Source organism: Streptomyces fulvoviolaceus, from assembly GCF_000718165.1.
GTDB lineage: Bacteria > Actinomycetota > Actinomycetes > Streptomycetales > Streptomycetaceae > Streptomyces > Streptomyces fulvoviolaceus.
On the sequence record NZ_JOEY01000018.1, the window covers coordinates 1 to 25,436 of the forward strand.

A 25,436-nucleotide genomic window follows, 5' to 3' on the forward strand; every position below is an offset into this window, starting at 1 on the left:
GAGCACTTCGGTGCTTCCGCCGACGGCAAGGTCCTTTTCCAGGAGTTCGGCTTCACTGCGGAGAACGTGGCCGCCAAGGCCCGGGAATCCCTCGCCGCCCTGGGCAGCGACCGCAACTGCAAGCACCACCAGGCAGGAGAAGCGACTTCCATGACCAGCGACGCACTCAAGTACCTCTCCGAGGAAGGCGTCGCGATCTGGCTGGACGACCTCTCCCGCAGACGGATCACCTCCGGCGACCTCGCCGAACTGATCAAGCGCAAGCATGTGGTCGGCGTGACCACCAACCCCACCATCTTCGAGCAGGCGGTCGGCAGGGGGGACGACTACGCGGACCAGATCCGTGAACTGGCGCTGCGTGGGGTGACGGTCTCCGAGGCCGTCCGCATGATCACGACGGCGGACGTCCGCGACGCCGCCGACATCCTGCGCCCGGTCTTCGACGCCACCGGCGGCCGTGACGGCTGGGTCTCCATCGAGGTCGACCCGCGTCTCGCGCATGGTACGGCCGCGACCGTGGCCGAGGCCAAGCAGCTCGCCTGGCTGGTGGACCGGCCCAACACCCTCATCAAGATCCCGGCCACCAAGGCGGGCCTGCCGGCGATCACCGAGGTCATCGGCAACGGCATCAGCGTCAACGTCACGCTGATCTTCTTCGTGTCCCGCGTCGACACCGAGATCGACAAGCGACTGAACGCGATCGGCACCCCGGAGGCCAAGGAGGCCCGCGGCAAGTCCGCACTGGCCAACGCCCGCCTCGCCTACCAGGCTTACGAGGAGGTGTTCGGTTCTGCCGACGGATCGACACAGCCTTCTGGCGCCTGGGCCGACCTCGACCGGGGCCGGGCAAACAAGCAGCGCCCCCTGTGGGCCTCGACGGGGGTGAAGAACCCCTCTTATCCCGACACTCTCTACATCACCGAACTGGTCGCACCGGGCACGGTCAACACCATGCCGGAGGCCACCCTCGATGCCACTGCAGACCATGGCGAGATCACCGGCAACACCATCGCCGGGACGTACGAGCAGGCGCGTGCCGACCTCGATGCCCTCGCCGGGCTGGGCATCTCCTACCTCAATGTCGCCCAAGTCCTGGAGGCGCAAGGACTCCAGAAGTTCCAGCAGTCCTGGGACAGCCTCCTGAATGCCGTACGGCATGCGCGGCCGCCCAAGGCGACCGCTCTTGCCGACTGAGATGGTAGGCCGGCTCCGAGAGGGTCCGAGATGGGTGCGTGACGGGCTGGGAGCCGAGTGAACGACGCATCGACCCAGCCCATCGCGTCAAATCTGCGACGGCACCAGGCGCCGTGGCTTCGACCGGATCCCAGCAGCCGGTGCAGGAGAGCCGAGAGGAATTTGGGCGGAGGCACTGGCAGCAACATTCCGAGTCACCATCACCGCCTGACTGCGCCAGGTGCTGTGACCGCGTGGGTTCGTCGGTTGTTCAGGCTGCGGTTCTGAGAGGGCGTCCGCCCCAGCGGATGCGGGCGCGTTCTTTGTGTTCAGCGGCCAGGACGTCACGGTGGGGGCGTTGGAGTTGCGTCAGCGGTGGTCACGCCCCTTCTCGCCTGGCCAAGCGACCTTACGATCTCCGGCACGCCGGGATCTCGTTCTGGCTCTACTCCGGAGTGGACCCGGCCGAATGCGCCGCCCGCCGCGCCGGCCAGAGCATCGAGGTTCTCTTCCGCCACTACGCCAAGTTCGTCGACGGCCTTCGAGAGCAGGCGAACCGCCTCATCGAGCAGTCCATGAACGAGTGGCAGCGCGTCAGCCAAGGTGACGCACCCGAGGGTTGAACCGGGGGTCAGCGCGCAAGGCGGTCTCGGCCGAGAGCGGGCTGAGCGAAAGGCGCCTGACGGGTGAAACCCAGGTCAGGCGCCTTTTTTCGTGCGTCTAGAAGAAACCCAGCTTCTTCGGCGAATACGACACCAGCAGGTTCTTGGTCTGCTGGTAGTGCTCCAGCATCATCTTGTGGTTCTCACGCCCGATCCCCGACTGCTTGTAGCCGCCGAAGGCGGCATGTGCCGGGTACGCGTGGTAGCAGTTCGTCCAGACGCGGCCCGCCTGAATCGCGCGGCCCGCGCGGTACGCCGTGTTGATGTCCCGCGTCCACACGCCCGCGCCGAGGCCGTACAGCGTGTCGTTGGCGATCTTGATGGCGTCGTCGAAGTCGTCGAAGGAGGTCACCGAGACGACCGGTCCGAAGATCTCCTCCTGGAAGATCCGCATACGGTTGTCGCCCTCGAAGATCGTCGGCTGGACGTAGTAGCCGCCCTTCAACTCACCGTCGTAATCGATGCGTTCGCCGCCGGTGAGGACCCGGGCGCCCTCCTGGCGGCCGACGTCCAGATAGGAAAGGATCTTCTCGAGCTGGTCGTTGGAGGCCTGGGCGCCGATCATCGTGTCGGTGTCGAGCGGGTGGCCCGGCTTGATGAGCTCGGTGCGGGCGACCGCGGCCTCCAGGAACTCGCCGTAGTGGCCGCGCTGGACGAGGGCCCGCGACGGACAGGTGCACACCTCGCCCTGGTTGAGGGCGAACATGGTGAAACCCTCGAGCGCCTTGTCGCGGAAGTCGTCGTTCTGCGCCCAAACGTCGTCGAAGAAGATGTTCGGCGACTTGCCGCCGAGCTCCAGCGTGACCGGCTTGATGTTCTCCGAGGCGTACTGCATGATCAGCCGCCCCGTCGTGGTCTCGCCCGTGAACGCGACCTTCGCCACCCGCGGGCTGGACGCGAGCGGCTTGCCGGCCTCCACACCGAAGCCGTTGACGATGTTCACCACACCCGGCGGCAGCAGGTCCGCGATCAGGCTCATCCAGTAGTGGAGGGAGGCCGGGGTCTGCTCGGCGGGCTTGATGACGACCGCGTTGCCCGCGGCGAGAGCCGGCGCGAGCTTCCACACCGCCATCAGGATCGGGAAGTTCCACGGGATGATCTGCGCCACGACGCCGAGCGGCTCGTGGAAGTGGTACGCCACCGTGTCGTCGTCGACCTCGCCGAGCGAACCCTCCTGCGCGCGGATCGCGCCCGCGAAGTAGCGGAAGTGGTCGATGGCCAGCGGGATGTCGGCCGCGAGCGTCTCCCGTACCGGCTTGCCGTTCTCCCAGCTCTCGGCGACCGCGAGCTGTTCGAGGTTCGCCGCCATGCGATCGGCGATCTTCAGCAGGATGTCGGACCGTTCGGTCACCGAGGTGCGGCCCCAGGCCGGTGCGGCGGCGTGCGCCGCGTCGAGCGCCCGCTCCACGTCCTCCGCCGTACCGCGCGCGACCTCCGTGAACGGCTGCCCGTTGACGGGGGACGGGTTCTCGAAGTACTGCCCGCGGGCCGGCGGCACGTACTCGCCGCCGATGAAGTGGTCGTAGCGCGCCTGGTAGGAGACGATCGCGCCGTCGGTTCCGGGTGCGGCGTAACGGGTCATGCCGGCCTGCCTCCTTGAGCAGCGCTGCCCGCCGTTGGGCAGCTCTGGGCGCGAGGCTAGGAAAGCGGACGTTGCAACTACGTTGCCGCGACTCCTCGGCGCCGGTCCGCCGGCACCGCCAGCTCCGACTCCAGAGCCGCGAGACGGGAGTGCACCGCCGCCGTCGGCCGCACCGCAGCGAGCGCCCGCCATACGTCGAGGTCGTCCTCGCCCCACGCCGCGTGCGCCCAGTCGGCCAACAGGTCGGGATCGCGGCGGGCGATCAGCGCCGTACGAAGCCCGTCGGCGAGCCGGCTTCTGAGCCTCGCCACCGCAGGGGCCTGGGAGGAGGGCAGCAACGGACCGGCGTACGCCGTCGCTGCCGCCGTGACCGCACCGCTCTCCAACCGCCGCTCGACCACGTCCGCATCGGACTCGACCGGGACGGTCAGGCGGTACGGCCGTGACGCCAGCAGGCCCGGGCCGAGAAGCCTGCGCAACCGGGCCAGTTCGGCGCGCAGCGTCACCGGAGTCACCGACTCGTCCTCGTACAGCGCGCACAGCAGCTCGTCCCCGGTCAGCCCCTCCGGGTGACGGGCCAGCAGCACCAGGATCTCGCTGTGCCTGCGACTGAGCCTGATCCTGCGCCCGCCGCTGAGCAGCTGTGCCTCGTCGCGGCCGAGCGCGGTCAGCTCGGGCATGTCCGCGGCCGGCATCTCCGGGGCGAGCAGAGCCAGTTGGGACTCGGCGGCCCGGGCGACCGCCTGGACGAAGGCCAGGCTGTGCGGATGCGCCAGCCCGTCCCCGCCGGTGATGTCCACGGCCCCGAGCACCCGCCCCGAGCGCGGATCGTGTACCGGAGCCGCCGCACACGTCCACGGCTGCACCCGCCGGCTGAAGTGCTCGGCCGCGAACACCTGCACCGGCCGGTCGACCGCGACCGCCGTGCCCGGCGCGTTCGTCCCGACCGCGGTCTCCGCCCACCGCGCACCCGGCACGAAGTTCATCCGCCCCGCCTGCCGCCGGGCCGTCGCATGCCCCTCGACCCACAGCAGCCTGCCGTGCGCGTCGCACACCGCGAGCAGGTGCTCGCCGTCGGCGGCGAACGTGCCCATCAGTTCGCGGAACAACGGCATCACCCGCGCCAGCGGATGCTCGGCGCGATAGACACCGAGGTCACCGTCCATGAGATCCACGCTCGCCGTCCCGTCGGGCCCCACACCGGCCCGCGCGGAACGCCGCCACGAGTCCGCCACCACCGAACGGACCGGCCGTGGCACCGTGCCCGCCTCGGTGAACGTCTCGTGCGCGCGACGCAGCATCCGGACACGCTCGGCAGGGTCGGCCCCCGGCTCCAGGGCCACCCATGGATCGGTCAACTCGGCCTCCCGGACGGCGATACGGCTGGGGACATCGTCACTCCGGGTACGCGCGCGGACAACCGTTTCGACCGGGTCAGGCGGAATCGACCAGTCTTATGTAACGCGTCCAGTCCCAGTTCGGGCCGGGGTCGGTGTGGTCCGTTCCCGGCACTTGGTAGTGCCCGATGATGTGCGCGCGATCCCTGGGGATGCCGTATCTCGCGCAGATCGCCGCCGTGAGCCGCGCGGACTGTTCGTACAGGGCGTCGGTGAAGTAGGCGGGTCGGTCCACCCATCCCTCGTGCTCGATGCCGATGCTGCGTGTGTTGTAGTCCCAGTTCCCGGCGTGCCAGGCGATGTCGGCCTCTGGGACGCACTGCGCGAGGTATCCGTCTGCCGACCGCACGACGTAGTGTGCGGACACTTTCTTCTGCGGGTTCCGGAAGATGGACAGGGTCTTGGTGAAGGCCGTCTGCGTGACGTGGATGATCACGCGGTCGACGGTATGGCTGCGAGGGCGGTCAGCTGTCGTGTAGTTGGCGGCGGTCGCCGGCTGCCACTGGGCGAGCGCGTAGTCGACGGCCCGGGGGTCCGCCCCCGCCCGCGCGTCGGGAAGCAGCGCGTACGGAACGGCGGCCAGGGCGGCCCCCTTCAACAGCCGCCGCCTGCTGGGGAGCGGTCTTGCGCGTTCCATGGACAAGTGCCTTTCGCATCAGCGGTGTTCAGCCCCGCAGGGCCGCGGCGGTCTCCCGCAGTCGGGCGTGCACTCCCCGGTGCGTCTCGTGTGCGGGCAGCCATTCCTTGCGGAGCTTGGCCACGCACGTGTAGTTGGTGTCGCACACGTTGGCCAACGGCGACTCCACGGCCTGGGTCGCGAACTGGTACGCGTCCAGCTCACTGAACCCGTAGTCCCGCGCCAGCCACTGCACGAGATCGAGCTGCGATATCCGGAAGGCGTCCTCCAACGGACGTGCGGAACCGGTCGAGATGATGTGCGTGTCCGACTCGATGCGCGGCCAGGGCGTGGCGAGGCCCTTGAGCAACTCGACGATCACCACGGTGTTCATCGCACACTCGACGGCGACTCCGCAGGTCTCGCCCTCACCCTGCCGGGCGTGCCCGTCGCCGAGGCTGAGCAGCGCGCCCTCGACATTCACCCCGAGGTAGCAGGTCACACCGGCCCGCATCTCGGGCGTGTCCATGTTCCCGCCGTGCGCGTCGGGCACCAGCGCCGAGCGCACCTCCAGATTGGCGGGGGCGACACCCACCGTGCCGTGCATCGGATCCATCGGGAGTTCGATCTCGATCTCACTGTCGCGCGCCCGGAACAGTGCCGTGCGGCGGGTCCGGTCCAGCTGCCAGATCCAGACGGTCTCCGGCAGCGGAGGCTGCAACGTGGCGGTGGTGTGCGTCGAGGTGAGCGCACCGAAGAGGGGGACCGTCGTCGAAGCGGCCCAGTCCCGGGCCGGTTCGATCGACACGAAGTGCACGGCGACGGTGTCACCCGGCTCGGCGCCCTCGATGTGGAAGGGACCGGTCTGGGGGTTCAGAAAGGGAAACTCGCAGACCTCGGACACCAGGTCCTTCTCGGATCGCACCCGTCCGGCGAAGCAGTCCTCCGTGTACAGGTCGAGCACCGTGCCGGGCGCGATGCGCGCCACGGGCGGCGCGCCGCCGAACGTCCAGGCGTACTCGCCCGGTTCGGGTCGTACGGTCAGGATCCGGGGGTCGTTCATCGCGGTGTGGCTCCGTTCCGGGGCAGGTCTGGGGAGGGCGTTTCGTCCAGGTGGACGCGGGCGGTCTCGGCTATGCGTCCCGGATGCCGTCGTATCAGCACCACCAGGACCACGACTCCCGCCGCCATCCAGACCCCGACGACCGAGCCCGCGTACGACACCGGCGCGGTCAGTTCGGAGACGAAGTCGAAGACGGGCAGGCCGGCCGCGGTCAGCAGCGCGGGCACGAACGCGAGGATGCCGAGGAGTGGCAGGAGCAGATGCCGTACCGGTTTCAGCGACTCGCGCCTGCGGCGCAGGAAATAGCCGGCGCAGGCGAGGTTCACCATGATGTAGACGCCGATCACCACCGTGACGATCACGGTGGCCAGCAGGAGGAAGGCCGTCACGGGGTCGTAGCCGAACCCCAGCCCCAGCACGGCGCCGACCGCCACGACGGTCTGCACGGCGATACCGGCGACGGGGGAGCGGTACTTGGGGTGCAGCACCGCGAGGAAGCGGGGCAGGACGCGGATGCGGGCCAGGGCGAAGGCCGTCCGTGTCGATACATTGGCGCACGCGTTGGCGTTGGCGATCGTCGAGTTGACCACGGCCAGGAACACCAGCACCCAGAAGATCCCGAAGGACGCCCGCGCCACGCCCTCCCACGACGCGGCACCCGAGGCGCCGAACTCGCCGAAGCGGTCCGGCCCGAAGTAGACCGTCATGGCGTAGGTCGTGAGCACGTAGAAGAGGCCGATCGCGAGGGCCGCGCCGAGCACGGCGCGGTGCATCGTCCGGCGTGGGTCCTTGGTCTCCTCGGCGAGCGGTGCCGCGGCCTCGAACCCGGCGAAGGCCAGCACTGTGTAGACCGAGCCGGCGAAGACACCGCTGAGGCCCTCGTACCCCTCGGCTGTGTGCGAAGTCCCGAACACCGACAGGGTGTTGTCCCCGCCCGCCTTGCCGATCAGCCAGACGGCGAACACCAGGAAGACGAGCACTTCGAAGACGCCCAGGACCGTGCCGAAGCGGGCCGATGCGCGCACCCCCAGATACCCGGCCGCCGCGATGATCGCGGCGCCCGCCAGAGACCACGGCCACCACAGGTCCTCCGGATAGGAGGACCACTCCTGGTGCAGTGTGCCCGCGGTCGTGAAGCCGAGTTGCAGAAGCAGCAGAGGCGGGACGAGCGCCTCCACGAACACATAGCCCCAGCCGACGAGGAAACCGACGGCGGGATGCAGGCCCTGCGCCGTATACGTGGCCACCGAGCCCGCGGCAGGCAGGTGCTGCGCGAGTTCCGCCACCGAGGACGCCGTGAACAGACAGGCCACCAGCGCGATCAGCACCGACAGCGGCAGACTGCCGCCCGCGAAGGCCGCGCCCGACGGGATGGATGCCGCGACCGCCGCGGCCGGCGCCATGGCCGTGATGCTCTGGAACAGGACCTCGCGCAGACCGATGGCGTCGCGCCGCAGTCCCTCAGCCGATTCCTCCGACATGTGCACCCCCCGATTCCGCCGGTCATGCCCGCCGCTCACGACGGCTGTGCCTCGCGTGAATCACGGTACGGCGCCTGCCGGTTGGACAGAAGAGCGCCAGGTGTTTCGGTGGAGGACCGCGGAATTGTGGATAACCCGCCCACCCTGACGAGTGAAGTCGGCCCAGGATCAGACCGGATCAGACCCGTTCGGCCACAGCGGCCGGGTCGTCCAGGACGGCCCGGATCACCGAGTGCGCGGCCCCCAGCAACGGCCCCTCCGAGCCCAGCCGCGACACGGACACAGGACAGGCCGGCCCCGCCGTGCGCCGGGCCAACTCGTCCTGCAGGGACGGCAGCAGCCAGGGCGCGAGCCCGGCCAGCGCACCGCCGAGCACGACACCTTCGGGGTCCAGCAGATTGACCGCCCCGGTCAGCGCGATGCCGAGCGCCTCGCCCGCGTCGCGCAGCGCACGTCGTACGTCCTCGTCGCCGTCCGCCGCACGCTGTGCGAGCAGCCCGACGCGGTCCTCGCCCGGCTCGAGACCGGCCCTGCGCAGCACCGCCTCCTCTCCGGCGTACTGCTCCAGACACCCGCGCCCGCCGCACGGACATGCAGGCCCGTCCGGGCGGACCGGGACATGTCCCAACTCGCCCGCGAAACCGCGCGTTCCGCGCAGCAGCTGCCCGTTCACCACGACCGCCGCGCCGATTCCGATCTCCGCCGAGACGTGCAGGAAGTCGTCCGGGGTTCCGTCGCCGAGCCAGAGTTCGGCCAGCGCACCGAAGTTGGCCTCGTTGCCCACGGTGAGCGGGAGGTCGGCGGGCAGCAGGTCGCCGAGGTCCGTGTCGTGCCAGTCGAGGTTCGGGGCGCGTACGACGGTGTGGGCGTCACGTGTCACCAGGCCGGGCACGGCCACGGCGAGCCCCGCGGGCCACAGGCCCTCGCCCTCCGCCTCCGCGACGACCCGGCGCACCAGAGCGGTGAGCTCCGCGATCACCGGCTCGGGGGAGCGGCCCCGGTTCGCGCCGTACCGCACCGCCCTGGACCGCACCTGACCACGCAGATCGACCGCGCAGACCGCGAGGTGGTCGACGCCGACCTCGGCGCCGATCCCGGCGGGACCGTGCCCGCTGACGGCGAGCGCGGAGCCCGGCCTGCCGACCCGGCCGGGGCGCTCGGGGCCCAGTTCCTCAAGGAGCCCCGAGCGGATGAGCTCGTCGACGAGGGTCGACACCGCGGCCCGGGTCAGACCGATGCGTGAGGCGACGGCGGCACGTGACAGCGGTCCCTCGGCGCTGACGGTGTGCATCACCCGGGCGAGGTTGCGGCGGCGCATGCCCTGCTGAGTGTCGGGCAGCGCACGACCGGGGCCGGCCGGGTGCGCGTCGTGCAGCGGTGCGGTCATGCCTCCGTCCGTCCTGGTCGGTGTCGTCTACGGGCGTCTGTCAGCGGTTTTCCGCCTGGCGTTCCAGCAGCGGCGCCGCGTCGGAGACTACCCCGGCGATCCTGGCCAGCGTCGCGTCGTCCCGTTCCACAGCGTCGAGCACCGGCCCGGCGGCCGTGTCCCAGCGCCGGGCGACCGCGGCCGGATCCTCGCCGGTCAGCAGGCCGGCCGCCTGCGCCGCCGCGCCGAGCGCGACCAGTTCCTTGGCCTCGGGCACCTGGACGGGGCGCCCCGACAGCCGGCGTACGGTCTGCTGCCAGGCCGTTCCCCGGGCCCCGCCGCCGATCAGCAGCAGCGGCGTCGAGCGGTCCGCGTCCTCGTCGAGGACGAGGTCGAGTGCGCCGAGCAGCGAGTGGACGGCACCGTCGTAGGCGGCCTGGAGCAGCTGGCCGCCGGTCGTGTCGTGGCGCAGGCCGTGGAGCAGCCCGGAGGCGTTCGGCAGGTTCGGGGTGCGTTCGCCGTCCAGGTAGGGCAGGAGGGTGACCCCCGAGGTGGGCTCCACGGCCTCGCGGTCCAAGCCCAGCAGGGCCGCGACACGGTCGACGGCGAGGGTGCAGTTCAGGGTGCAGGCCAGCGGCAGCCAGTCGCCGTGGGCGTCGGCGAAGCCCGCCACCGTGCCGGTGGGGTCGACGGGGCGCCGCTTCGACACGGCGTACACCGTGCCCGAGGTACCCAGGCTCATCACCGCCGTGCCGGGGCGCAGCCCGAGGCCCAGCGCGGCGGCCGCGTTGTCGCCGGTGCCGGGGGCGACCAGGGTGCCCTTGGAGAACGGCAGGTCGTGGCCGTCGCGCACGGTGCCGGCCACTTCGCCGGGCCGGACCACGCGGGGCAGCAGGGCGGGGTCGAGCCCCACGTGCGCGAGGATCTCGGCGTCGTACGACTCCGTGCCCGAGGCCCACCAGCCGGTGCCGGAGACGTCGCCGCGGTCGGTCGTGCCCTGCCCGGTGAGGCGCTCGGTGAGGTAGTCGTGGGGGAGGCGCACGGCCTTGGTCGCCCGGAGGGCCTCCGGCTCGTGCTCGGCCAGCCAGGCCCACTTCGTCACGGTGAAGGAGGCGCCGGGCACGCTGCCCACACGCTCCGCCCAGGCCTTCGGACCGCCCAGCTCCTCGACGAGACGGCGGGCCTGCGGCGCCGAGCGCACGTCGTTCCACAGCAGGGCCGGACGCACCGGCTCCCCCTGGGCGTCCAGTGTGACCAGGCCGTGCTGCTGCCCGCCGATCGACACGGCGGCGGCCTCGCGGGCCGCGTCACCGCACTGGTGCAGGGCCTCGAGCAGGGCGTCCCACCACTGGCGAGGGTCGCTCTCACGGCCGGCGCCGGAGGACACGGTGTGCGGGGCCTGGCCGCTCGCGACGATCTGTCCGGTGGACGCGTCGACGACGAGCGCCTTGGTCGATTGGGTGGACGTGTCCACGCCGACGACGAGCGGACCCTCGGCTGCTGACATCGCGTTCTCCCTTTTTGCGCGGCTCTATGGGGCTGACCTGGGGTTCCTCGAGGTTTCTGGATCATGGAGATCCGGAACTCCTCCTTCGGGAACATCTTGTCCCCTTCCCAGAGATGCGTCGGCATACTAATTTGTAAACTGCCATGACGAAATAGTCGGAGCAAGCAAGGAGCCGCGGCATGAACTACCAGCCCACCCCCGAGGACAGGTTCACCTTCGGCCTGTGGACCGTCGGCTGGCAGGGACGGGACCCGTTCGGCGACGCCACCCGCCGTGCCCTCGACCCGGTCGAGTCGGTGCAGCGCCTGGCCGAGCTCGGCGCCCACGGCGTGACCTTCCACGACGACGACCTGATCCCCTTCGGGTCCTCGGACAGTGAGCGTGAGGGGCACATCAAGCGCTTCCGGGAGGCCCTCGACGCGACCGGCATGAAGGTGCCGATGGCCACCACCAACCTCTTCACGCACCCCGTCTTCAAGGACGGCGCGTTCACCGCCAACGACCGCGACGTGCGCCGTTACGCCCTGCGCAAGACGATCCGCAACATCGACCTGGCGGTCTCGCTCGGTGCCGAGACCTACGTCGCCTGGGGTGGTCGTGAGGGCGCCGAGTCCGGTGCCGCGAAGGACGTGCGCGTCGCCCTCGACCGCATGAAGGAGGCCTTCGACCTCCTCGGCGAGTACGTGATCGAGCAGGGCTACGACCTGAAGTTCGCGATCGAGCCCAAGCCGAACGAGCCGCGCGGCGACATCCTGCTGCCCACGGTCGGCCACGCGCTGGCGTTCATCGAGCGCCTGGAGCGCCCCGAGCTCTACGGCGTCAACCCCGAGGTCGGCCACGAGCAGATGGCCGGGCTCAACTTCCCGCACGGCATCGCGCAGGCCCTGTGGGCGGGCAAGCTCTTCCACATCGACCTCAACGGCCAGTCCGGCATCAAGTACGACCAGGACCTGCGCTTCGGCGCCGGCGACCTGCGCGCCGCCTTCTGGCTGGTCGACCTCCTGGAGAGCGCCGGCTACGCGGGCCCCAAGCACTTCGACTTCAAGCCGCCGCGGACCGAGGACCTCGACGGCGTGTGGGCGTCGGCCGCGGGCTGCATGCGCAACTACCTGATGCTGAAGGAGCGTGCGGCAGCGTTCCGCTCCGACCCGGAGGTCCAGGCGGCCCTGCGGGCCTCGCGTCTGGACGAGCTGGCCCAGCCCACCGCGGCCGACGGCCTGAAGTCGCTGCTCGCGGACCGCAGCGCCTTCGAGGACTTCGACGCCGAGTCGGCCGCCGCGCGCGGGATGGCCTTCGAGCAGCTCGACCAGCTGGCGATGGACCACCTGCTGGGTGCGCGTGGCTGATTGAACCCACGCGGGCGTGCGGCCGGTTGTGAGTGGCCTCCGCCGAACGCGCGCGCGTGTCGGTCGGAGCGGCCCCGCGCGGAATGTTCCGGAATCATGCGATCCATGGCATGAGGCCGTATCAACTTCCGCGCGGGGCTCGCCCGATGACCGGTTCGAGGCGACTCTGGATGGTATGGCCATGCCGCCCGTACCGCCTCGTCCGCCCGGTCCGCCTGGTGGCCCGCCGCCTCCGGGCGGCGGTTTCGGACCGCCTCCCGACGACTTCGGCCACAACGGGCCGAACGCGTACGACGGTCTGCCGCCGACCCAGAGGATGGCCCCGGTCGGTGATCCGGGCGGGCGTGGGCCCGGCGGCCCGCGCAGGCGCCGGAGCCCGCTCTTCGCCCTGCTCGCCGTGATCGTGGCCGCCGTGGCGGTCGCCGCTGTAGTGCTCATGGCGTCGGGGAGCGACGAGTCGCCGGACAAGAGCCCCGCCTCCGAGAGCAGCACGAGCGGCTCTCCCTCGCCGTCCTTCAGCCTCCCGACGGAGCTGCCGAGTCAGCTGCCGAGCGAGCTGCCGTCGCAGTTCCCGAGCGAGGTTCCCAGTGATCTCGAATCGCTGATCCCGTCCCTGCTCGGATGACCGGCTCCTGAGACCGGACGGCCGGCTCCTGAGGTCAGAGGCCGCGCGGCAGCCGAACGTAGGTCACCGTCGTCTCCACGCCGCTGTCGACCAGTCGGCCCTCGGCGTCGAACGCTGCCGCGCCGTCCGTCATCCCGAAGTCGTTGTCGTTGATCAGCGCGAGCGTGTCGTGGTCCACGCGCGCGACGCCCTCGATCTTCCCGGGCACGCCGGCGACGGTCCCCAGATCGACGACCAGTCGCTTGGCTAGCACGGGCACGCCCGAGGCCGCCGGGTCGTCGAGCTGCTCCAGCGACGGAGACGTCGTGTCGTCGTCCCAGGGGCCGCCGAGGATGTTCGCGTCGCGGTCCAGACGGACGAGCTGCAGTCGTGCGGCCTTGTCGGTCCGCTCCTCGACCAGCAGCCGGTCACCGCCCACGGCGACCACCGAGGAGATCTTGAGCTCGGAGGTGTCGTCCTCGCTCGGATCCACCACGTTCACGGGGTCGAAGCGGTACGCGTACTCGGCGGTGACCGCCTTCTTCTTGGTCGAGAATCGCAGCAGGCGGGTGGTGCGGGAGGCCTCTCCGGAGTCCGTGTCCGGCAGTGACAGCGGGCTCTGCACAGCCAGCACCAGGTCTCCGCCGGGCAGTTGGGCGAGCCCCTCGAAACCGCGGTTGACCTTCCGGTGCAGCAGGACGGAGGGCAGCGCCTCCACCACCGGGTAGTCGGCGCCGGTGAGGCTCAGTCCCTCGGGTACGTAGCGCGTGAGTACCTTCCCGCGCGCGGATACGTGGACGAGCGAGGGTCCGTACTCGTCGACGAGCCAGAAACTCCCGTCCGCGGCCCGCACGATGCCCTCGGTGTCCAGGCCGTTCGGGTTGTACGAGAGAGGAGTCCGCGCGTTGTAGGAGTACGGCGCCTCGTCACGCGACGCCTGGTTCGACAGCCCGGTGACGGCCCTTCCGGAGGCGGTGGTGATCGGAATCGCGTCCAGCACCCGCACGCTGTCGCCGGACACGCGGATCTTCACGATCGCCGGATCGAAGCCGGGCACCGGGAACGTGCGGCGCTTCGTGCCGTCCACCTTGATCTGGCCGTTGGGACCGCGGTCGGTGACCGTCCAGAACTCGCCCTTGCGGCCCGCCGGGTAGATGTCACTGCCGATGCCACCGAGGTCCACGCCGCGGTCGTTGTCCACGGTGCCGGGCAGCAGCGTGTTGCTGAACGCGCCGAGCGGAATGTCGCCGAGCGTCGCCGTGCGGACGACGTGCGCCTGACCGGACGTGGTGCCCGCGGCCGGGCCCGCCGCTACGAGGGCGGCGATCACGGCGAGGGGCACACCCGCCGCCGCGGTACGTCGGACGTGGCGCCGGCCGGTGGCATGCAGGGACATCGGGCCTCCTGAGGACCAAGTTCGGTGACAGTGGCCAGATTTGGGCCCCGCGCGGAACGCCGCACCACGGTCGGGTGAACGCCGGGCGTCGGCCGCTCGTCGAGCCGACGCCGCATGTCCCTTCGGGGAGCGTTCCTCAGAAGGCCTCTTGCTAGGGAGCGGGCTCCGCCGAGGCCAGCGCCGTCGCGGGGTCCTGAGTCGCGCCGCCCGCGGGCACCCAACGGTCGCGCTCCTTCCGGTACGGCCACCAGCGGCCGTCGCGTCCGAGCCGCAGCTGACTCGGTGTACCCACGACCGACCACCGGTTGCCCCTCGCCCGCAGGACCGGCCTTTCGTCCTCGTCCCAGGCCGAGTCCAGGGCGGCACGCGCGCGTGCGAGGGGTTCGCCCTCGACGGTCCACTCCTCCTCCAGCACGGACAGCGCGGCCACACCTCCGAGTCGCCACGCCCGTACTGCCAGGGCCAGTTGCTCCCGGCCGCGTCCCGAGCCGGCGGCGAGCCGGTCCGTCACCGCCGTCCCCGGTTCGCCCGCGGCAAGTCGGACGGCGTCCTGGGCGACCGTCAACTCGCGCTGTTCTGTGCCGGCCCGGAGAGCCTCGCCCAGCAGGCGATGCGCTTCTACGGCTGTCCGGGCGGCCAGGAACTCCAGGGCGGCCGCGTCGACGCCGGGCCCGGGCGAGGCCTCGGTGTCCAGGGACGGGGGTATGCCGGGCTCCATGAGGAGTTCGGGCGCGGCGGGCAGCGGCGGCAGGATGCCGCCGTCCGCGTACGCCTCCGCGGCATCCACTCCCGCAGGCTCGGGGGTCACCTCGGCGGGAGTGGCGCTGCGGTCCTGGAGGTCCTCCAGCAGGGCGCGTTCGCCGCGGCCGCGCATCAGCAGCAGCACGAAGGGGTCCTGGTCGAGCAGCCGTGCCACTTGGTAGCAGAGGGCTGCCGTGTGCCCGCAGTGGTCCCAGGCTCCGCAGTCGCACTCCGGTTCCAGATCGCCCAGGCCCGGCAGCAGCTCGATCCCCGCGGCCGCCGCGTCCTCGACCAGGTGCGGCGGCATCTCGCGGTCGAGCAACGCCGCCACATGTCCGGCCCGCTCGACGGCCATGTCGACAAATCGGTCCCACTGCTCGGCGGACAGCTCGGCCAGCAGGACGTCGGCCCGGTGCGCCGTGCGGTCACGGTCCTGGACGACGGCTGTGATGCGCCCCGGCCGCACGGACACCGCGCCCACCGCACCCGCGCGTGCGAGCCTGCGGCCCGTCTTCACCTGTACTGAGTCCAGCGCCGTGTCCTCCAGCGTCTGCAGCCAGGCCCGGCCCCACCACGTCTGCGCGAAACCCCGCCCGTGCGCGGGCGCCAACGCGGCGAACGTACGCTCCGTGTCACCGTCGTACCCGGTCATCGTGCACCCCCTCGCAGTTCCACCAGATCGGCCAGTTCCGCGTCCGTCAGTTCGGTCAGCGCCGCCTCGCCTGCCCCGAGCACCGCGTCGGCAAGCTCTCTCTTACGGTTCAGCATCTCGGCGATGCGGTCCTCGATGGTTCCCTCGGCGATCAGCCGGTGCACCTGCACGGGACGGGTCTGGCCGATGCGGTACGCGCGGTCGGTGGCCTGCGCCTCGACGGCGGGGTTCCACCAGCGGTCGTAGTGCACGACGTGTTCGGCCCGCGTGAGGTTCAGTCCCGTGCCCGCGGCCTTCAACGACAGCAGGAAGACCGGGACTTCGCCCTCCTGGAAGCGCCGTACCATCGCCTCGCGCTCGGGCACGGGGGTTCCTCCGTGCAGGAACTGCGTGGGCGTGCCACGGGCCGCCAGGTGGCGTTCGATGAGGCGGGCCATCCGCACGTATTGCGTGAAGACCAGGACGGCCGCCTCCTCGGAGAGGATCGTGTCGAGGAGTTCGTCCAGGAGCTCCAGCTTCCCGGAGCGACCGGCGATCCGCGGCCGTTCCTCCTTGAGGAACTGGGCAGGGTGATTGCAGATCTGCTTCAGGCCCGTCAGCAGTTTCACGATCAGCCCGCGCCGCGCCATGCTGTCCGCGCCGGAGATCTCCGCGAGCGTCTCGCGCACCACGGCCTCGTACAGCCCGGCCTGTTCCTTGGTGAGCGACACCGCTCGGTCGGTCTCGGTCTTCGGCGGCAGTTCGGGCGCGATCCCCGGATCCGACTTGCGGCGGCGCAGCAGGAAGGGGCGCACGAGCCGGGCCAGTCGCTCCGCGGCGGCCGGGTCCTGACCGCTCTCGACGGCCTGCGCGTACCGGGTGCGGAAGGTGCCGAGCCGGCCCAGCAGACCCGGGGTGGTCCAGTCGAGGATCGCCCACAGCTCCGACAGGTTGTTCTCCACCGGGGTGCCGGTGAGCGCCACACGTGCGCGTGCGCCGATCGAGCGCAGCTCCCGGGCGGTCGCCGAGTACGGGTTCTTCACGTGCTGCGCCTCGTCCGCCACGACCAGGCCCCACGGCACGGCGGCCAGTCGGGGTGCGTCCAGGCGCATCGTGCCGTACGTGGTGAGCACGAACTCCCCGTCGGCCAGGCCGTCGAGGTCGCGCCGCGACCCGTGGAAGCGGCGCACGGGCGTGCCGGGCGCGAACCTCTCGATCTCGCGCTGCCAGTTGCCCATCAGGGACGTCGGGCACACCACGAGCGTGGGACCGGCGGACGCCTGGTCGGTCTGCCGGTGCAGGTGGAGCGCGATCAGGGTGATCGTCTTGCCGAGCCCCATGTCGTCGGCCAGGCAGCAGCCCAGGCCCAGGGACGTCATCCGGGCCAGCCAACTCAGGCCCCGTCGCTGATAGTCCCGCAGCGTGGCGGCGAGGGCGGCGGGCTGTTCGACCGGCTCCTGTGCCTCGGGGTCCGTGAGCCGCTCCCGCAGAGCCGCCAGCCACCCCGTGGGCTCCACGTGGACCCGGCGGCCGTCGATCTCCGTCGAGCCCGTCAGAGCGGCGCTCAGCGCGTCGATGGGCGTGACCTTGCGGTCCTGCTGGGCCAGGGCTCGGCGGACCTCGTGCGGGTCGACCAGGACCCAGTGGTCGCGAAGCCGCACGACGGGACGGTTGGCCTCGGCGAGGCGGTCCAGTTCCGCGCGGGTGAGCCGCTGGTCGCCCAGTGCGAACCGCCAGTCGAAGGCGAGGAGGGCGTCGGCGGACAGGAACGAGGGGGTGTCCGAGGCGAGTCTTTCGGGCCCGGACGAGTCGTCCGGCGGGCCGACCACGGCGCGGGTGGTGAGCTTGCGGGCCAGCTCCTTCGGCCAATGCACCTCGACACCCATGGCGGCGAGGTTCCGGGCGCCCTCCGAGAGGAGGTCGGTGACCTCTTCGTCGGCGAGTTCGAAGGCATCGGGCACGGCCGCCGAGAGCAGGGGTGTGAGCGGCGGCCACGCCCGGGCGGCCCGGCGCAGCGCGAGGAGTGCGTCCATCCGCGCGCGCGGGCCGAAGGCCCCGGCCGTGGGACCGGATTCGGCCCACACCTCGGCGACGTCCGCGACGATCGCCGGATCACTCACGCTCTGTACCTGCGGCACGACCCGGAACGACGGCGCCGTGTCCTCCGGCGCCCCGGTGGTCAGACCGGTCACCTCGACCCGGAGCGAGACCCGTACGCCCGCGTCGTGGCCCGCGGCGACATCGGCGGCCCATGCGCGCTGCTCCGGCATGTGCTGTGGCTCCGTGGCCGCGTAGGCGGGTCCGCCTGTCACGAGCGGTGCCGCGGGGGAGCGGGGGAGCGTGTCGGCGACCGCGTCCAGGAAGGCGCGCACCAGCCGCTCCGGGTCGGGCAGCCGCAGCGGCTCGACGCCGTCCACCGGCACGGCGTGCGCCTCGGGCGGCATCGCGGCGGCGAGCCGGCGCACGTGCTCGATGTCCGTGGCGGCCAGGGGGCCGGTGCGCCAGGCGTCGTGGTCGTGCGGGGACAGGCCGGGCAACAGCAGTCCGCGGGCCGCGAGTTGCAGGGCCAGCACGGCTGCGGCACCCCAGAACTCGGCCGCCCGGTGCGCGTGCGCGGCGGCACGCGCACGCGTGAGGACCGGCAGGGCAGCGCGGACCGGCAGCAGTACGGCGGGCACGTCCCACAGCTCCACACCGTCGCCGCCGGGCACCACGACGGTCAGCTCCTCGACCGACCCGGCCTCGACGGCGGGAGGCGGATCACCGTCGGGCCGCCAGAAGGCGACGTTGCCGGTGCGGGCCGGGTCGCCGGGCACGAACACGGCACAACAGCCGGACAGTGCGGAGATCTCGGAGGGTGCGGCCACGGGAATCCTCTGCACAGGAATACCGTACTCCTCAAATTTGACTACCGAGCTGGAGCCGCCGAGGGTACAGCATCCGGGCGGACTGTCCGGCATGGCCAAGATGCGACCTGGGTCGCCCTGTGGGCGGGGTGTCGTCAACCCCCCTCCATGCACGGTGCTGGCCCCCGGATGCGCACGGGGGGTGGCGTCATGGTCGCGACAGGTCACCAGTCCGTACGTTTCCTCAGGTCAGCCCGTTTCCTGAGAGAGTCGGAGTCCGGACATGTCCCAGCCCACCGCGACCCTCGCAGTCCACCCGCCCGGGACGTCCGGTCCACCGTCCGGCGGGAGCGAGTTCGCGCCTCTCCTGCGCACGGTCAAAGGCCAGGGCCTACTGGACCGCAGGTTCGACTGGTATGCGCGCGGTATCGCCGTCAACGCCCTCGCTCTCGCCGGCGTCGTCACGGCCGTCGTCCTGATCGGCGACTCCTGGTGGACGCTGCTCCTGGCGCCACTGCTCGCGGTGTTCTGTGCGCGCACCGCCTTCATAGGCCACGACGCGGGCCACGCGCAGATCACCGGCAACAAGGTAGTGGGCCGAGCCATCGGCCTGATCCACGCCAACCTGCTGCTGGGGATGAGCTACTCCTGGTGGAACCGCAAGCACAACCGCCACCACGCCCATCCCAATCACATCGACAAGGACCCCGACGTCGCCGCGGACATCCTCGTCTTCACCGGCGAACAGGCGAAGGACCGCACGGGCTTCCGGCACTGGCTGACCCGCAACCAGGCCTGGCTGTTCTTCCCGCTCACCCTCCTCGAAGGCATCGCCCTGAAGATCCAGGGCTTCCAGGACCTGCGCCGGCAGCAGCCCCGGGAGCGTGCCGTGGAGGCCGTACTCCTGGTGAGCCATGTCGCGGGCTACGCGACGCTGCTGCTCACCTCCATGTCTCCCGGCCGGGCGCTGGCGTTCGCCGCTCTCCACCAGGCGCTGCTCGGCCTGCACCTGGGGCTTTCGTTCGCCCCCAACCACAAGGGCATGGAGATGCCGGACCCGAACGGCGAGCCCTGGGGTCACCTGCGCCGCCAGGTGCTCACTTCGCGCAACGTCCGCGGCGGTCCCGTCACCGACTGGTTCCTCGGCGGCCTCAACTACCAGATCGAACATCACCTCTTCCCCAGCATGCCCAGGCCCCATCTGCGGCTCGCCCAGCCCCTGGTGCGCGCCCACTGCCGAGAGTTGGGTATCCCGTATATGGAGACCGGCCTCGTCGACTCCTACCGGCAGGCGCTCAGTCATCTGCACGAGGTGGGGGAGCCCCTGCGGGCGGACTAGGGGTCGCACCTCCGGGATGTCTCAGGGGCGTCTCAGGGTCGCGGTCCGGAACCGCTGGAAGCGCGGGCCCGTTCTTCTGGACAGAGAGCGGCATTGGCCGCGAAGGAGGCGACACACATGTCGAAGAACGCGAAGATCGCCGCAGGAGGTGTGGCGGTCGGGATCCTTCTGTTGATCTGGCTGCCCTGGTGGGCGGCGCTCCTGATCGTCCTGGGAGTCCCGGCCGCTGCCTACCTCACGCTGGACCCCTCGCAGCGGCGCAAGCTGCGCCGTGTCACGCGCAAGGAGATCGGCCGCTGACGCACCACCGCGCGGGCGACGCCCGGTCGACCGGGGCGCAGAAGTCGACCACATCGCCGCTCGCGGGCCTGCCGACGGCACGGTCCGCGGGCGGCCGGACGCCCCGCTCCACCTGTCGGACCAGCACGTCGAACGCCGCCCGGTAGCGCGGCAGGACCGGCCGCAGCCGGTCCGCGCGCGGGCTCAGCTGGGGCGTACGGCCATCTTGTCGAGCGCATGGAGCAGGCCCGGGAGCTCCGGGCCCCGGCCCACGGGAAGGACCTCACCCGGCTCGTCGTCGAGCAGCACGAACGCGATGTCGTCGGTCCGGGCGACGAGCGACCAGCCGGGACCGTCGGCCCGCAGTGTCCGCGCGTCCCCCGGGGCGAAGGACGACCGCACTCGGCCGAGCGGCGGCGGAGTCTCCACGTACGCGCGAGCTTCCGCGAGGACGCGCCGGATACCGCTGTGCCCCTTGGTGCCGTTCTTGCCCGCCCCGTTCGCGGCTTCGGTGGCCCCGGACGGAGGGCTGCCCGGAGTCGGGAATTCCGCGCCGTCGATCTGCTCCCGCCACGTCGCCCACTGCAGCGCGATCTCGTCGGCGCCCAGACGCCGCTGGGCGGCTCCCCACGTGCTGGTGTCCGGCGGCGCCAGCGGGGGGCCGTCGGCGATCTCCGGGTCGGGATCGTGCGGCGCGGGCACCCCGGGCGCCGCCACGGCGACCGCGAGGGGCCAGCCGGGCAGCGCGGCGACGACCGTGCGTTCGTCGGGTGACAGGTCGTACTCCATGCCGCAGTCCCAGGAGGCGATGGCGACGGCGACCAGCGAGACGTCGTCGATGACGACCGTCCACCGGGCTCCCTCGCCGTCCTGGCCGAGCACCAGGCCGTACCCGTCGGCAAGCGGTGGAAGACCGAGCGCCGCGCTGGCCTCCGGATAGTCGTCGCCCAGCACGCTCGGGAACTTCGCCGGCGTCAGCAGCACCGCCGTCAGCACATAGAGCGCATCGTCCTCGGCGGCGACGGCGTCCTCGTCCGTCCCGGCCATCCCAGCCTCCCCATCGGTTCGTCCAACGGCGCGCACCCTAGTGCGAGCGGAAGGCGCTTGTCACGACTGCCCAGCCCACCCGGAGCTGCAGTTTTCCGGCTGGACGGGGCGAATCGACCATCTCTTGCCGGCAGGTCAGGCTGCCGGCAGTCCGAGGAGCGCACGTGCCACCGTACGCGGCGACTCGTCGCGCTCCCGCGCGAGGGCGATGACGGCCCGGCACGCGAGCTCGTTGACCCCGAACGACAGTGCCTCGGGTGACACCCAGGCCGCGGCCTCGTCGATCCGCTCCTGGTCGTCCTCCGCACAGGCCGAGACGTATGCCGCCGCGGCCTCGAACAGGTTGTGCGTGCGAGTGTCCCGGCCGGGCTGTGTCTCGACTCGCCAGGCATTGAGGAATCTGGCACCGGACTTGCGCATCCTGCCCCACATGATGACCACCTTCCCCCTGCGCGGTTGCCAAGGCTGATCGTTCATCTCCTGCTATTCAACGTAGAGTTGGAGCCTCGGCGGCAGAAGGGGGACGGCGCGGTGAAGCGCTTCCAGCGGCTCCAGGAGATCCGGCGGATGGACCCGTACAAGGACGCTTCCGAGATCTACCGGCTCAGCTCGGCCTACGAGTTCCCGTGGGACTTCACCCGGGCTCTGGAGTTGGCTCTCTACCGCACGTACGCCGTGCCCGGCATCGGGCGACTCCTCGCCGAGACGGCGGAGCTCACGGAGCGCACACAGAAACGATACGACGACACGGTGCTGCTCCTCGACGCCGTCGTCGAGCACGGATTCGACAGCGATCAGAGCCGCACGGCGATACGTCGCATCAACCAGATGCACCGCAGCTACGACATCAGCAACGACGACATGCGGTACGTGCTCTGTACGTTCGTGGTGATGCCCAAGCGCTGGATCGACGCCTACGGCTGGCGCAGGCTGTCACGCCACGAGATCGTCGCCTCCGCCGTCCACTACCGCACGCTGGGAGGGCACATGGGTATCAAGGACATACCCGCGTCCTACGAGGAGTTCGAGGCCTGTCTGGACGCCTACGAAGAGGCTCATTTCGCCTGGGACGTGAAGGCCAGGCAGGTCTCGGACGCCACGCTCGACCTGATGGCCTCGTGGTACCCGCGCCCGCTCGCGCCGCTCCTGCGCACCTCGACGCTCGCCCTGCTCGACGAATCGCTTCTGCGGGCTTTCCGCTACGCGCCTCCCGGCGCCGCCACCCGCGCGCTCGTACGCCGCGCGGTACGCACGCGTGGGCGTGCGGTCCGCCTGTTGCCGCCCCGGCGCGCACCGCACCACGCGCGGCAGAACTGGGAGATCAAGAGCTACCAGGACGGCTATCGGCTCGACGAGCTGGGTACGCGCCCCGTTCCCGGCGTACGGGGCTGTCCGGTGCCGCACGTGAACCGGTCAGCCACCGAGTGAGGTGATCGTCTCGCGCAGCCAGGCGAGTTCGGCCCGGGACGTGGCACGCGCGATGGTCAGCATGCCGCGCCGGAAGGGATCGTCCAACTCCTCGGCGCGCAGCGGCCGGTCACCCTCGTAGAAGAAACTCGCGGGTTCCTCCAGGAAGGCGAGCCTGCGCCGCAGTACGGCCGTCTGCGCGCCGGCGTCGTCCAGATGCCGGAGGAAGGCGAGGAGCGTGAACCACCGGTTCTCATCGGTGATGTCGCCGCGGGCCGGTTCGGCCAGCCGACGGCGCAGCTCCCGCCGGCCCTCGTCGGTGAGTGTCAGGACGTGCCGAGGGGCGGCGACGGAGCCGGGCTCCGTGGTGCGTGCCAGCAGGCCCGCCTTCTCCAGCCGCTTGATCGCGGGATACAGCGTGCTCTCGGCGACGGGACGCACGTGTCCCGTCAGCGCGGTGATGCGTTTGCGCAGCTCATAGCCGTGCAGTGGGGCGTCGTAGAGGAATCCGAGGATGGCGAGCTCCAGCATGCGCGCATTCTCTCGCACTCACGCTGTACATCTGTGCCGTGATACTCCATTGACGCTATACATCGGTGACGATGTATCTTCCTGTTCTGGAGATGACCGAAGAGGCTCTTGAGGGGACGCGATGAGGCACGCCGAGTTCGACGACAAGGGAAGCTGCATCCGTTGGACGGAGACGCCCGGCGAGGAACCCGCGCGTGTGTACGTGCACGGGCTGGGATCGGTCTCGGCCGTGTACCACGCGCACATCGCGGCCCGGCCCGAACTCGCGTGTCGGCGCAGCCTGTTCGTGGACCTGCCCGGGCACGGCATCAGCGACCGGCCCGAACACTTCGGCTACACGCTGGAGGACCACGCGGACGCCCTGGCGGCCGCACTCGACACGGCAGGCCTGACCGGTGCCGAACTGATCGCGCACAGCATGGGCGGAGCCGTCGCCATTGTGCTCGCCCACCGTCGGCCCGACCTTGTGGCACGGCTGGTCCTCACCGAGGCCAACCTCGACGCCTTTCCACCGCCTGCCGCGGGCAGCAGCGGCATCGCCGCCCACGAGGAGGACGCCTTCGTCGACGGCGGGTACGCGCGCGTGCTCGAGAAGGTCGGGCCCCTGTGGGCGGCGACCATGCGGCTGGCCGACCCGCGCGCCCTGCACCGCACTGCCGTCGGGCTGCGGCGCGGATCGGACCCCGTGATGCGCGACATCCTCGAAGGGCTGCCGATCGACCGCGTGTACCTTCAGGGCGAGCTCAGCGGTGAACTCGAGGGACGGGAAGCCCTGGAGGCGGCGGGTGTGCGGGTGGTGGTCGTGCCCGGTGCCGGGCACAACGTCATGCTGGACCGCCCCGACTCCTTCGTGGCTGCGGTCGCCGGGCGGGACTGAGGGCGTCAGCCCTCGCGGACGGCCAGGGCCAGGAACCGGGCGTCCTCGTCGACGTACGACGTCATGCGCCACCCCGAACCGACCAGTAGGGGGCGGAGGTTGGGTTCCGCACGCAGGTCGTCAGGAGTGATCTGCCGTCCCTGGCGCGCCGCGAGCGCCGCCCGGCCGATCGGATGAAACAGCGCGAGGCTGCCGCCGGGGCGGACGACACGCGCCAACTCCCGGAGATTCTCGGCCGGATGAGGCAGGTGGGAGATCAGGCCCGCTCCGAACACGGCGTCCAGCGATTCGGAACGCAAGGGCAGTGCGGCCACGTCGGCGAGCAGCAACTGCCCGTCCCGGTCCCGTCCCGCCCGTACGGCGGCCTGGAGCATGGCCGGGGTCAGGTCGGCGCCCAGGACCACTCCCGAGGGCCCCACGGCCCCACGCAGGGGCGTCAGGGCCCGTCCGGTGCCGCAGCCGGCGTCCAGGACGCGGTCCCCCGCGCGCAGCCCGAGCTCGGCGACCGCGGCGGCGTAGGCGGGGCCGTCGTCCGGGAACCGGCTGTCCCAGTCGGCGGCGCGGGCACCGAAGAACTCCTGGATGTGTGTGTGGTCGTCGCTCATGTTCCGCATGATCCCTCACCGACACGGATGACGCCGCAGTGCGCATGTTCGAGCGGGACGCGATCGTTCAGGTGCATCTCTGCGTCATATTCCAACACCTTTCGAAATGCGCCCTCTTTGTGCGCCCCTGTCCCGACTAGCGTCCCGGAGCCATGGGACACCTGGACCACGCCGCCCTGGGCTGGCTGACGCCCACACTGTCGTACGTGATGGCCTGCATCGGCGCCGCGCTCGGCCTGCGCTGCACCATGCGCGCGCTCGGCGCCACCGGACGATCGCGCCGCAACTGGCTCATCACCGCGGCCTCGGCCATCGGCACCGGCATCTGGACCATGCACTTCGTGGCCATGCTCGGTTTCAGCGTCAGCGGCACCGACATCCGCTACGACGTGCCGCTGACCATCGCGAGTCTTCTCGTCGCCATGATCGTCGTCTGCGCCGGCGTCTTCGCCGTCGGCTACAGCCGTGACCGCGTCCGCGCGCTCTTCCTCGGCGGGCTCACCACCGGGCTCGGCGTCGCGAGCATGCACTACCTGGGCATGGCGGCCGTACGACTGCACGGCGACGTCGACTACGACCCGGGGCTCGTCGGACTCTCGGTCCTGATCGCCGTCGTCGCGGCGACTGCGGCGCTGTGGGCGGCGCTCAACATCAAGTCACCCGTCGCCGTCACCATCGCCTCCCTCATCATGGGGGCCGCGGTCAGCAGCATGCACTACACCGGGATGTTCGCGGTGAGCGTGCACGTCACGCCCTCCGGCGCCGCGCTGCCCGGGGCCACGGCGATGCAGTTCATCTTCCCCCTCGCCGTCGGCCTCGGCTCCTATCTGTTCCTGACCTCGGCCTTCGTCGCGCTGTCGCCGACGACCGGGGAGCGCGAGGCAACCGAGTCGGCCCAGCGGCCGGTCGAGAGTGCGGCCCGCTAGCGGCGGGTCCGGGA

Annotated in this window: 23 protein-coding genes and 1 pseudogene; 9 read left to right on the plus strand and 15 right to left on the minus strand. The window is 71.0% G+C overall.

What is annotated here, in order from left to right; all coding sequences use genetic code 11:
• Positions 1 to 150 precede the first annotated feature (150 nt).
• Both IG08_RS0120260 and IG08_RS0120265 read left to right on the plus strand, forming a co-directional pair.
• Positions 151 to 1,194, plus strand: coding sequence for a transaldolase (locus IG08_RS0120260; RefSeq protein WP_043454789.1), 1,044 nt, complete (start codon positions 151 to 153; stop codon positions 1,192 to 1,194).
• Between the two features lie 434 nt (positions 1,195 to 1,628).
• Positions 1,629 to 1,796, plus strand: coding sequence for a hypothetical protein (locus tag IG08_RS0120265; protein ID WP_043454771.1), 168 nt, complete (start codon positions 1,629 to 1,631; stop codon positions 1,794 to 1,796).
• 97 nt (positions 1,797 to 1,893) lie between these two features.
• On the opposite strand, the gene exaC is transcribed toward IG08_RS0120265, so the two are convergent.
• From exaC to xylB, 7 genes are all read right to left on the minus strand, one after another.
• Positions 1,894 to 3,417, minus strand: coding sequence for an acetaldehyde dehydrogenase ExaC (gene exaC, locus IG08_RS0120270; RefSeq protein WP_030604181.1), 1,524 nt, complete (start codon positions 3,415 to 3,417; stop codon positions 1,894 to 1,896).
• A gap of 77 nt (positions 3,418 to 3,494) precedes the next feature.
• Positions 3,495 to 4,775: a helix-turn-helix domain-containing protein gene (locus IG08_RS62510; protein ID WP_030604184.1), complete on the minus strand. Its 1,281-nt coding sequence runs from the start codon at positions 4,773 to 4,775 to the stop codon at positions 3,495 to 3,497.
• 76 nt (positions 4,776 to 4,851) lie between these two features.
• Positions 4,852 to 5,451, minus strand: a complete 600-nt coding sequence (locus IG08_RS0120280) for an N-acetylmuramoyl-L-alanine amidase (RefSeq protein ID WP_030604186.1) — start codon at positions 5,449 to 5,451, stop codon at positions 4,852 to 4,854.
• Between the two features lie 28 nt (positions 5,452 to 5,479).
• Complete coding sequence (locus IG08_RS0120285; RefSeq protein WP_030604189.1) at positions 5,480 to 6,493, minus strand: acetamidase/formamidase family protein; 1,014 nt, start codon at positions 6,491 to 6,493, stop codon at positions 5,480 to 5,482.
• Positions 6,490 to 7,974 (minus strand): APC family permease, encoded by a 1,485-nt coding sequence (locus IG08_RS0120290; RefSeq protein WP_030604192.1) that lies wholly within the window; start codon positions 7,972 to 7,974, stop codon positions 6,490 to 6,492. The genes IG08_RS0120285 and IG08_RS0120290 overlap by 4 nt, the downstream gene beginning before the upstream one ends.
• Before the next feature lie 178 nt (positions 7,975 to 8,152).
• A complete protein-coding gene (locus tag IG08_RS0120295) occupies positions 8,153 to 9,361 on the minus strand; it encodes an ROK family transcriptional regulator (protein ID WP_030604195.1) in 1,209 nt (402 codons plus the stop codon).
• Positions 9,362 to 9,401: 40 nt separating this feature from the next.
• The gene (gene xylB, locus IG08_RS0120300; RefSeq protein ID WP_030604198.1) at positions 9,402 to 10,847 is read right to left on the minus strand and encodes a xylulokinase; all 1,446 of its coding nucleotides are present in this window, start codon (positions 10,845 to 10,847) and stop codon (positions 9,402 to 9,404) included.
• Positions 10,848 to 11,026: 179 nt separating this feature from the next.
• Here xylB and xylA point away from each other — a divergent pair, with 179 nt between their 5' ends.
• Together xylA and IG08_RS61420 are read left to right on the plus strand one after the other, a co-directional pair.
• Positions 11,027 to 12,193, plus strand: a complete 1,167-nt coding sequence (xylA, locus tag IG08_RS0120305) for a xylose isomerase (protein WP_030604201.1) — start codon at positions 11,027 to 11,029, stop codon at positions 12,191 to 12,193.
• A gap of 175 nt (positions 12,194 to 12,368) precedes the next feature.
• A complete protein-coding gene (locus IG08_RS61420; RefSeq protein ID WP_234342928.1) occupies positions 12,369 to 12,818 on the plus strand; it encodes a hypothetical protein in 450 nt (149 codons plus the stop codon).
• 34 nt (positions 12,819 to 12,852) lie between these two features.
• On the opposite strand, the gene IG08_RS0120315 is transcribed toward IG08_RS61420, so the two are convergent.
• The 3 genes from IG08_RS0120315 to IG08_RS0120325 all read right to left on the minus strand — a co-directional run bounded on the left by IG08_RS0120315 (position 12,853) and on the right by IG08_RS0120325 (position 18,447).
• Complete coding sequence (locus IG08_RS0120315; RefSeq protein WP_030604207.1) at positions 12,853 to 14,193, minus strand: esterase-like activity of phytase family protein; 1,341 nt, start codon at positions 14,191 to 14,193, stop codon at positions 12,853 to 12,855.
• A gap of 151 nt (positions 14,194 to 14,344) precedes the next feature.
• The gene (locus IG08_RS0120320; protein WP_030604209.1) at positions 14,345 to 15,586 is read right to left on the minus strand and encodes an SWIM zinc finger family protein; all 1,242 of its coding nucleotides are present in this window, start codon (positions 15,584 to 15,586) and stop codon (positions 14,345 to 14,347) included.
• The gene (locus IG08_RS0120325; RefSeq protein ID WP_030604211.1) at positions 15,583 to 18,447 is read right to left on the minus strand and encodes a DEAD/DEAH box helicase; all 2,865 of its coding nucleotides are present in this window, start codon (positions 18,445 to 18,447) and stop codon (positions 15,583 to 15,585) included. Before IG08_RS0120325 ends, IG08_RS0120320 begins: the two co-directional genes overlap by 4 nt.
• 247 nt (positions 18,448 to 18,694) lie before the next feature.
• Between IG08_RS0120325 and IG08_RS0120330 the strand changes: the two genes are divergently transcribed.
• A complete protein-coding gene (locus IG08_RS0120330) occupies positions 18,695 to 19,750 on the plus strand; it encodes a fatty acid desaturase family protein (protein WP_030604214.1) in 1,056 nt (351 codons plus the stop codon).
• Between the two features lie 117 nt (positions 19,751 to 19,867).
• Positions 19,868 to 20,050: a hypothetical protein gene (locus tag IG08_RS0120335; RefSeq protein WP_030604217.1), complete on the plus strand. Its 183-nt coding sequence runs from the start codon at positions 19,868 to 19,870 to the stop codon at positions 20,048 to 20,050.
• Here IG08_RS0120335 and IG08_RS61425 read toward each other — a convergent pair.
• From IG08_RS61425 to IG08_RS0120345, 3 genes and pseudogenes are all read right to left on the minus strand, one after another.
• Positions 20,025 to 20,222, minus strand: a pseudogene (locus tag IG08_RS61425) (hypothetical protein); the annotation flags it as partial. The gene IG08_RS0120335 and the pseudogene IG08_RS61425 sit on opposite strands and share 26 nt — an antisense overlap.
• Before the next feature lie 11 nt (positions 20,223 to 20,233).
• The gene (locus IG08_RS0120340) at positions 20,234 to 21,076 is read right to left on the minus strand and encodes a hypothetical protein (RefSeq protein WP_030604220.1); all 843 of its coding nucleotides are present in this window, start codon (positions 21,074 to 21,076) and stop codon (positions 20,234 to 20,236) included.
• Positions 21,077 to 21,211: 135 nt separating this feature from the next.
• A complete protein-coding gene (locus tag IG08_RS0120345; RefSeq protein ID WP_030604222.1) occupies positions 21,212 to 21,508 on the minus strand; it encodes a hypothetical protein in 297 nt (98 codons plus the stop codon).
• 99 nt (positions 21,509 to 21,607) lie between these two features.
• Between IG08_RS0120345 and IG08_RS0120350 the strand changes: the two genes are divergently transcribed.
• Positions 21,608 to 22,504, plus strand: coding sequence for an oxygenase MpaB family protein (locus IG08_RS0120350; RefSeq protein WP_030604225.1), 897 nt, complete (start codon positions 21,608 to 21,610; stop codon positions 22,502 to 22,504).
• On the opposite strand, the gene IG08_RS0120355 is transcribed toward IG08_RS0120350, so the two are convergent.
• Positions 22,490 to 23,014 (minus strand): PadR family transcriptional regulator, encoded by a 525-nt coding sequence (locus IG08_RS0120355; RefSeq protein WP_030604228.1) that lies wholly within the window; start codon positions 23,012 to 23,014, stop codon positions 22,490 to 22,492. The genes IG08_RS0120350 and IG08_RS0120355 overlap by 15 nt on opposite strands.
• A gap of 121 nt (positions 23,015 to 23,135) precedes the next feature.
• Here IG08_RS0120355 and IG08_RS0120360 point away from each other — a divergent pair, with 121 nt between their 5' ends.
• A complete protein-coding gene (locus IG08_RS0120360; RefSeq protein ID WP_030604231.1) occupies positions 23,136 to 23,891 on the plus strand; it encodes an alpha/beta fold hydrolase in 756 nt (251 codons plus the stop codon).
• Between the two features lie 5 nt (positions 23,892 to 23,896).
• Here IG08_RS0120360 and IG08_RS0120365 read toward each other — a convergent pair whose 3' ends face one another.
• On the minus strand, positions 23,897 to 24,496 hold the full coding sequence (locus IG08_RS0120365; protein ID WP_043454792.1) for a class I SAM-dependent methyltransferase: 600 nt from the start codon (positions 24,494 to 24,496) through the stop codon (positions 23,897 to 23,899).
• Between the two features lie 152 nt (positions 24,497 to 24,648).
• Between IG08_RS0120365 and IG08_RS0120370 the strand changes: the two genes are divergently transcribed.
• The gene (locus IG08_RS0120370; protein WP_030604237.1) at positions 24,649 to 25,422 is read left to right on the plus strand and encodes an MHYT domain-containing protein; all 774 of its coding nucleotides are present in this window, start codon (positions 24,649 to 24,651) and stop codon (positions 25,420 to 25,422) included.
• Positions 25,423 to 25,436 lie beyond the last annotated feature (14 nt).

What these genes read in the sequence shown, in the direction of transcription:
- IG08_RS0120370 (WP_030604237.1), top strand. Translation starts at nt 24,649, where the DNA reads ATGGGACACCTGGACCACGCCGCCCTGGGCTGGCTGACGCCCACACTG.
- IG08_RS0120340 (WP_030604220.1), bottom strand. Translation starts at nt 21,076, where the DNA reads ATGGCCGGGACGGACGAGGACGCCGTCGCCGCCGAGGACGATGCGCTC.
- IG08_RS0120365 (WP_043454792.1), bottom strand. Translation starts at nt 24,496, where the DNA reads ATGAGCGACGACCACACACACATCCAGGAGTTCTTCGGTGCCCGCGCC.
- IG08_RS0120315 (WP_030604207.1), bottom strand. Translation starts at nt 14,193, where the DNA reads ATGTCCCTGCATGCCACCGGCCGGCGCCACGTCCGACGTACCGCGGCG.
- xylA (WP_030604201.1), top strand. Translation starts at nt 11,027, where the DNA reads ATGAACTACCAGCCCACCCCCGAGGACAGGTTCACCTTCGGCCTGTGG.
- IG08_RS0120280 (WP_030604186.1), bottom strand. Translation starts at nt 5,451, where the DNA reads ATGGAACGCGCAAGACCGCTCCCCAGCAGGCGGCGGCTGTTGAAGGGG.
- IG08_RS0120260 (WP_043454789.1), top strand. Translation starts at nt 151, where the DNA reads ATGACCAGCGACGCACTCAAGTACCTCTCCGAGGAAGGCGTCGCGATC.
- IG08_RS0120285 (WP_030604189.1), bottom strand. Translation starts at nt 6,493, where the DNA reads ATGAACGACCCCCGGATCCTGACCGTACGACCCGAACCGGGCGAGTAC.
- xylB (WP_030604198.1), bottom strand. Translation starts at nt 10,847, where the DNA reads ATGTCAGCAGCCGAGGGTCCGCTCGTCGTCGGCGTGGACACGTCCACC.
- IG08_RS0120345 (WP_030604222.1), bottom strand. Translation starts at nt 21,508, where the DNA reads ATGTGGGGCAGGATGCGCAAGTCCGGTGCCAGATTCCTCAATGCCTGG.
- IG08_RS0120320 (WP_030604209.1), bottom strand. Translation starts at nt 15,586, where the DNA reads ATGACCGGGTACGACGGTGACACGGAGCGTACGTTCGCCGCGTTGGCG.
- exaC (WP_030604181.1), bottom strand. Translation starts at nt 3,417, where the DNA reads ATGACCCGTTACGCCGCACCCGGAACCGACGGCGCGATCGTCTCCTAC.
- IG08_RS0120290 (WP_030604192.1), bottom strand. Translation starts at nt 7,974, where the DNA reads ATGTCGGAGGAATCGGCTGAGGGACTGCGGCGCGACGCCATCGGTCTG.
- IG08_RS61420 (WP_234342928.1), top strand. Translation starts at nt 12,369, where the DNA reads ATGGCCATGCCGCCCGTACCGCCTCGTCCGCCCGGTCCGCCTGGTGGC.
- IG08_RS0120355 (WP_030604228.1), bottom strand. Translation starts at nt 23,014, where the DNA reads ATGCTGGAGCTCGCCATCCTCGGATTCCTCTACGACGCCCCACTGCAC.
- IG08_RS0120295 (WP_030604195.1), bottom strand. Translation starts at nt 9,361, where the DNA reads ATGACCGCACCGCTGCACGACGCGCACCCGGCCGGCCCCGGTCGTGCG.
- IG08_RS0120335 (WP_030604217.1), top strand. Translation starts at nt 19,868, where the DNA reads ATGTCGAAGAACGCGAAGATCGCCGCAGGAGGTGTGGCGGTCGGGATC.
- IG08_RS0120360 (WP_030604231.1), top strand. Translation starts at nt 23,136, where the DNA reads ATGAGGCACGCCGAGTTCGACGACAAGGGAAGCTGCATCCGTTGGACG.
- IG08_RS0120330 (WP_030604214.1), top strand. Translation starts at nt 18,695, where the DNA reads ATGTCCCAGCCCACCGCGACCCTCGCAGTCCACCCGCCCGGGACGTCC.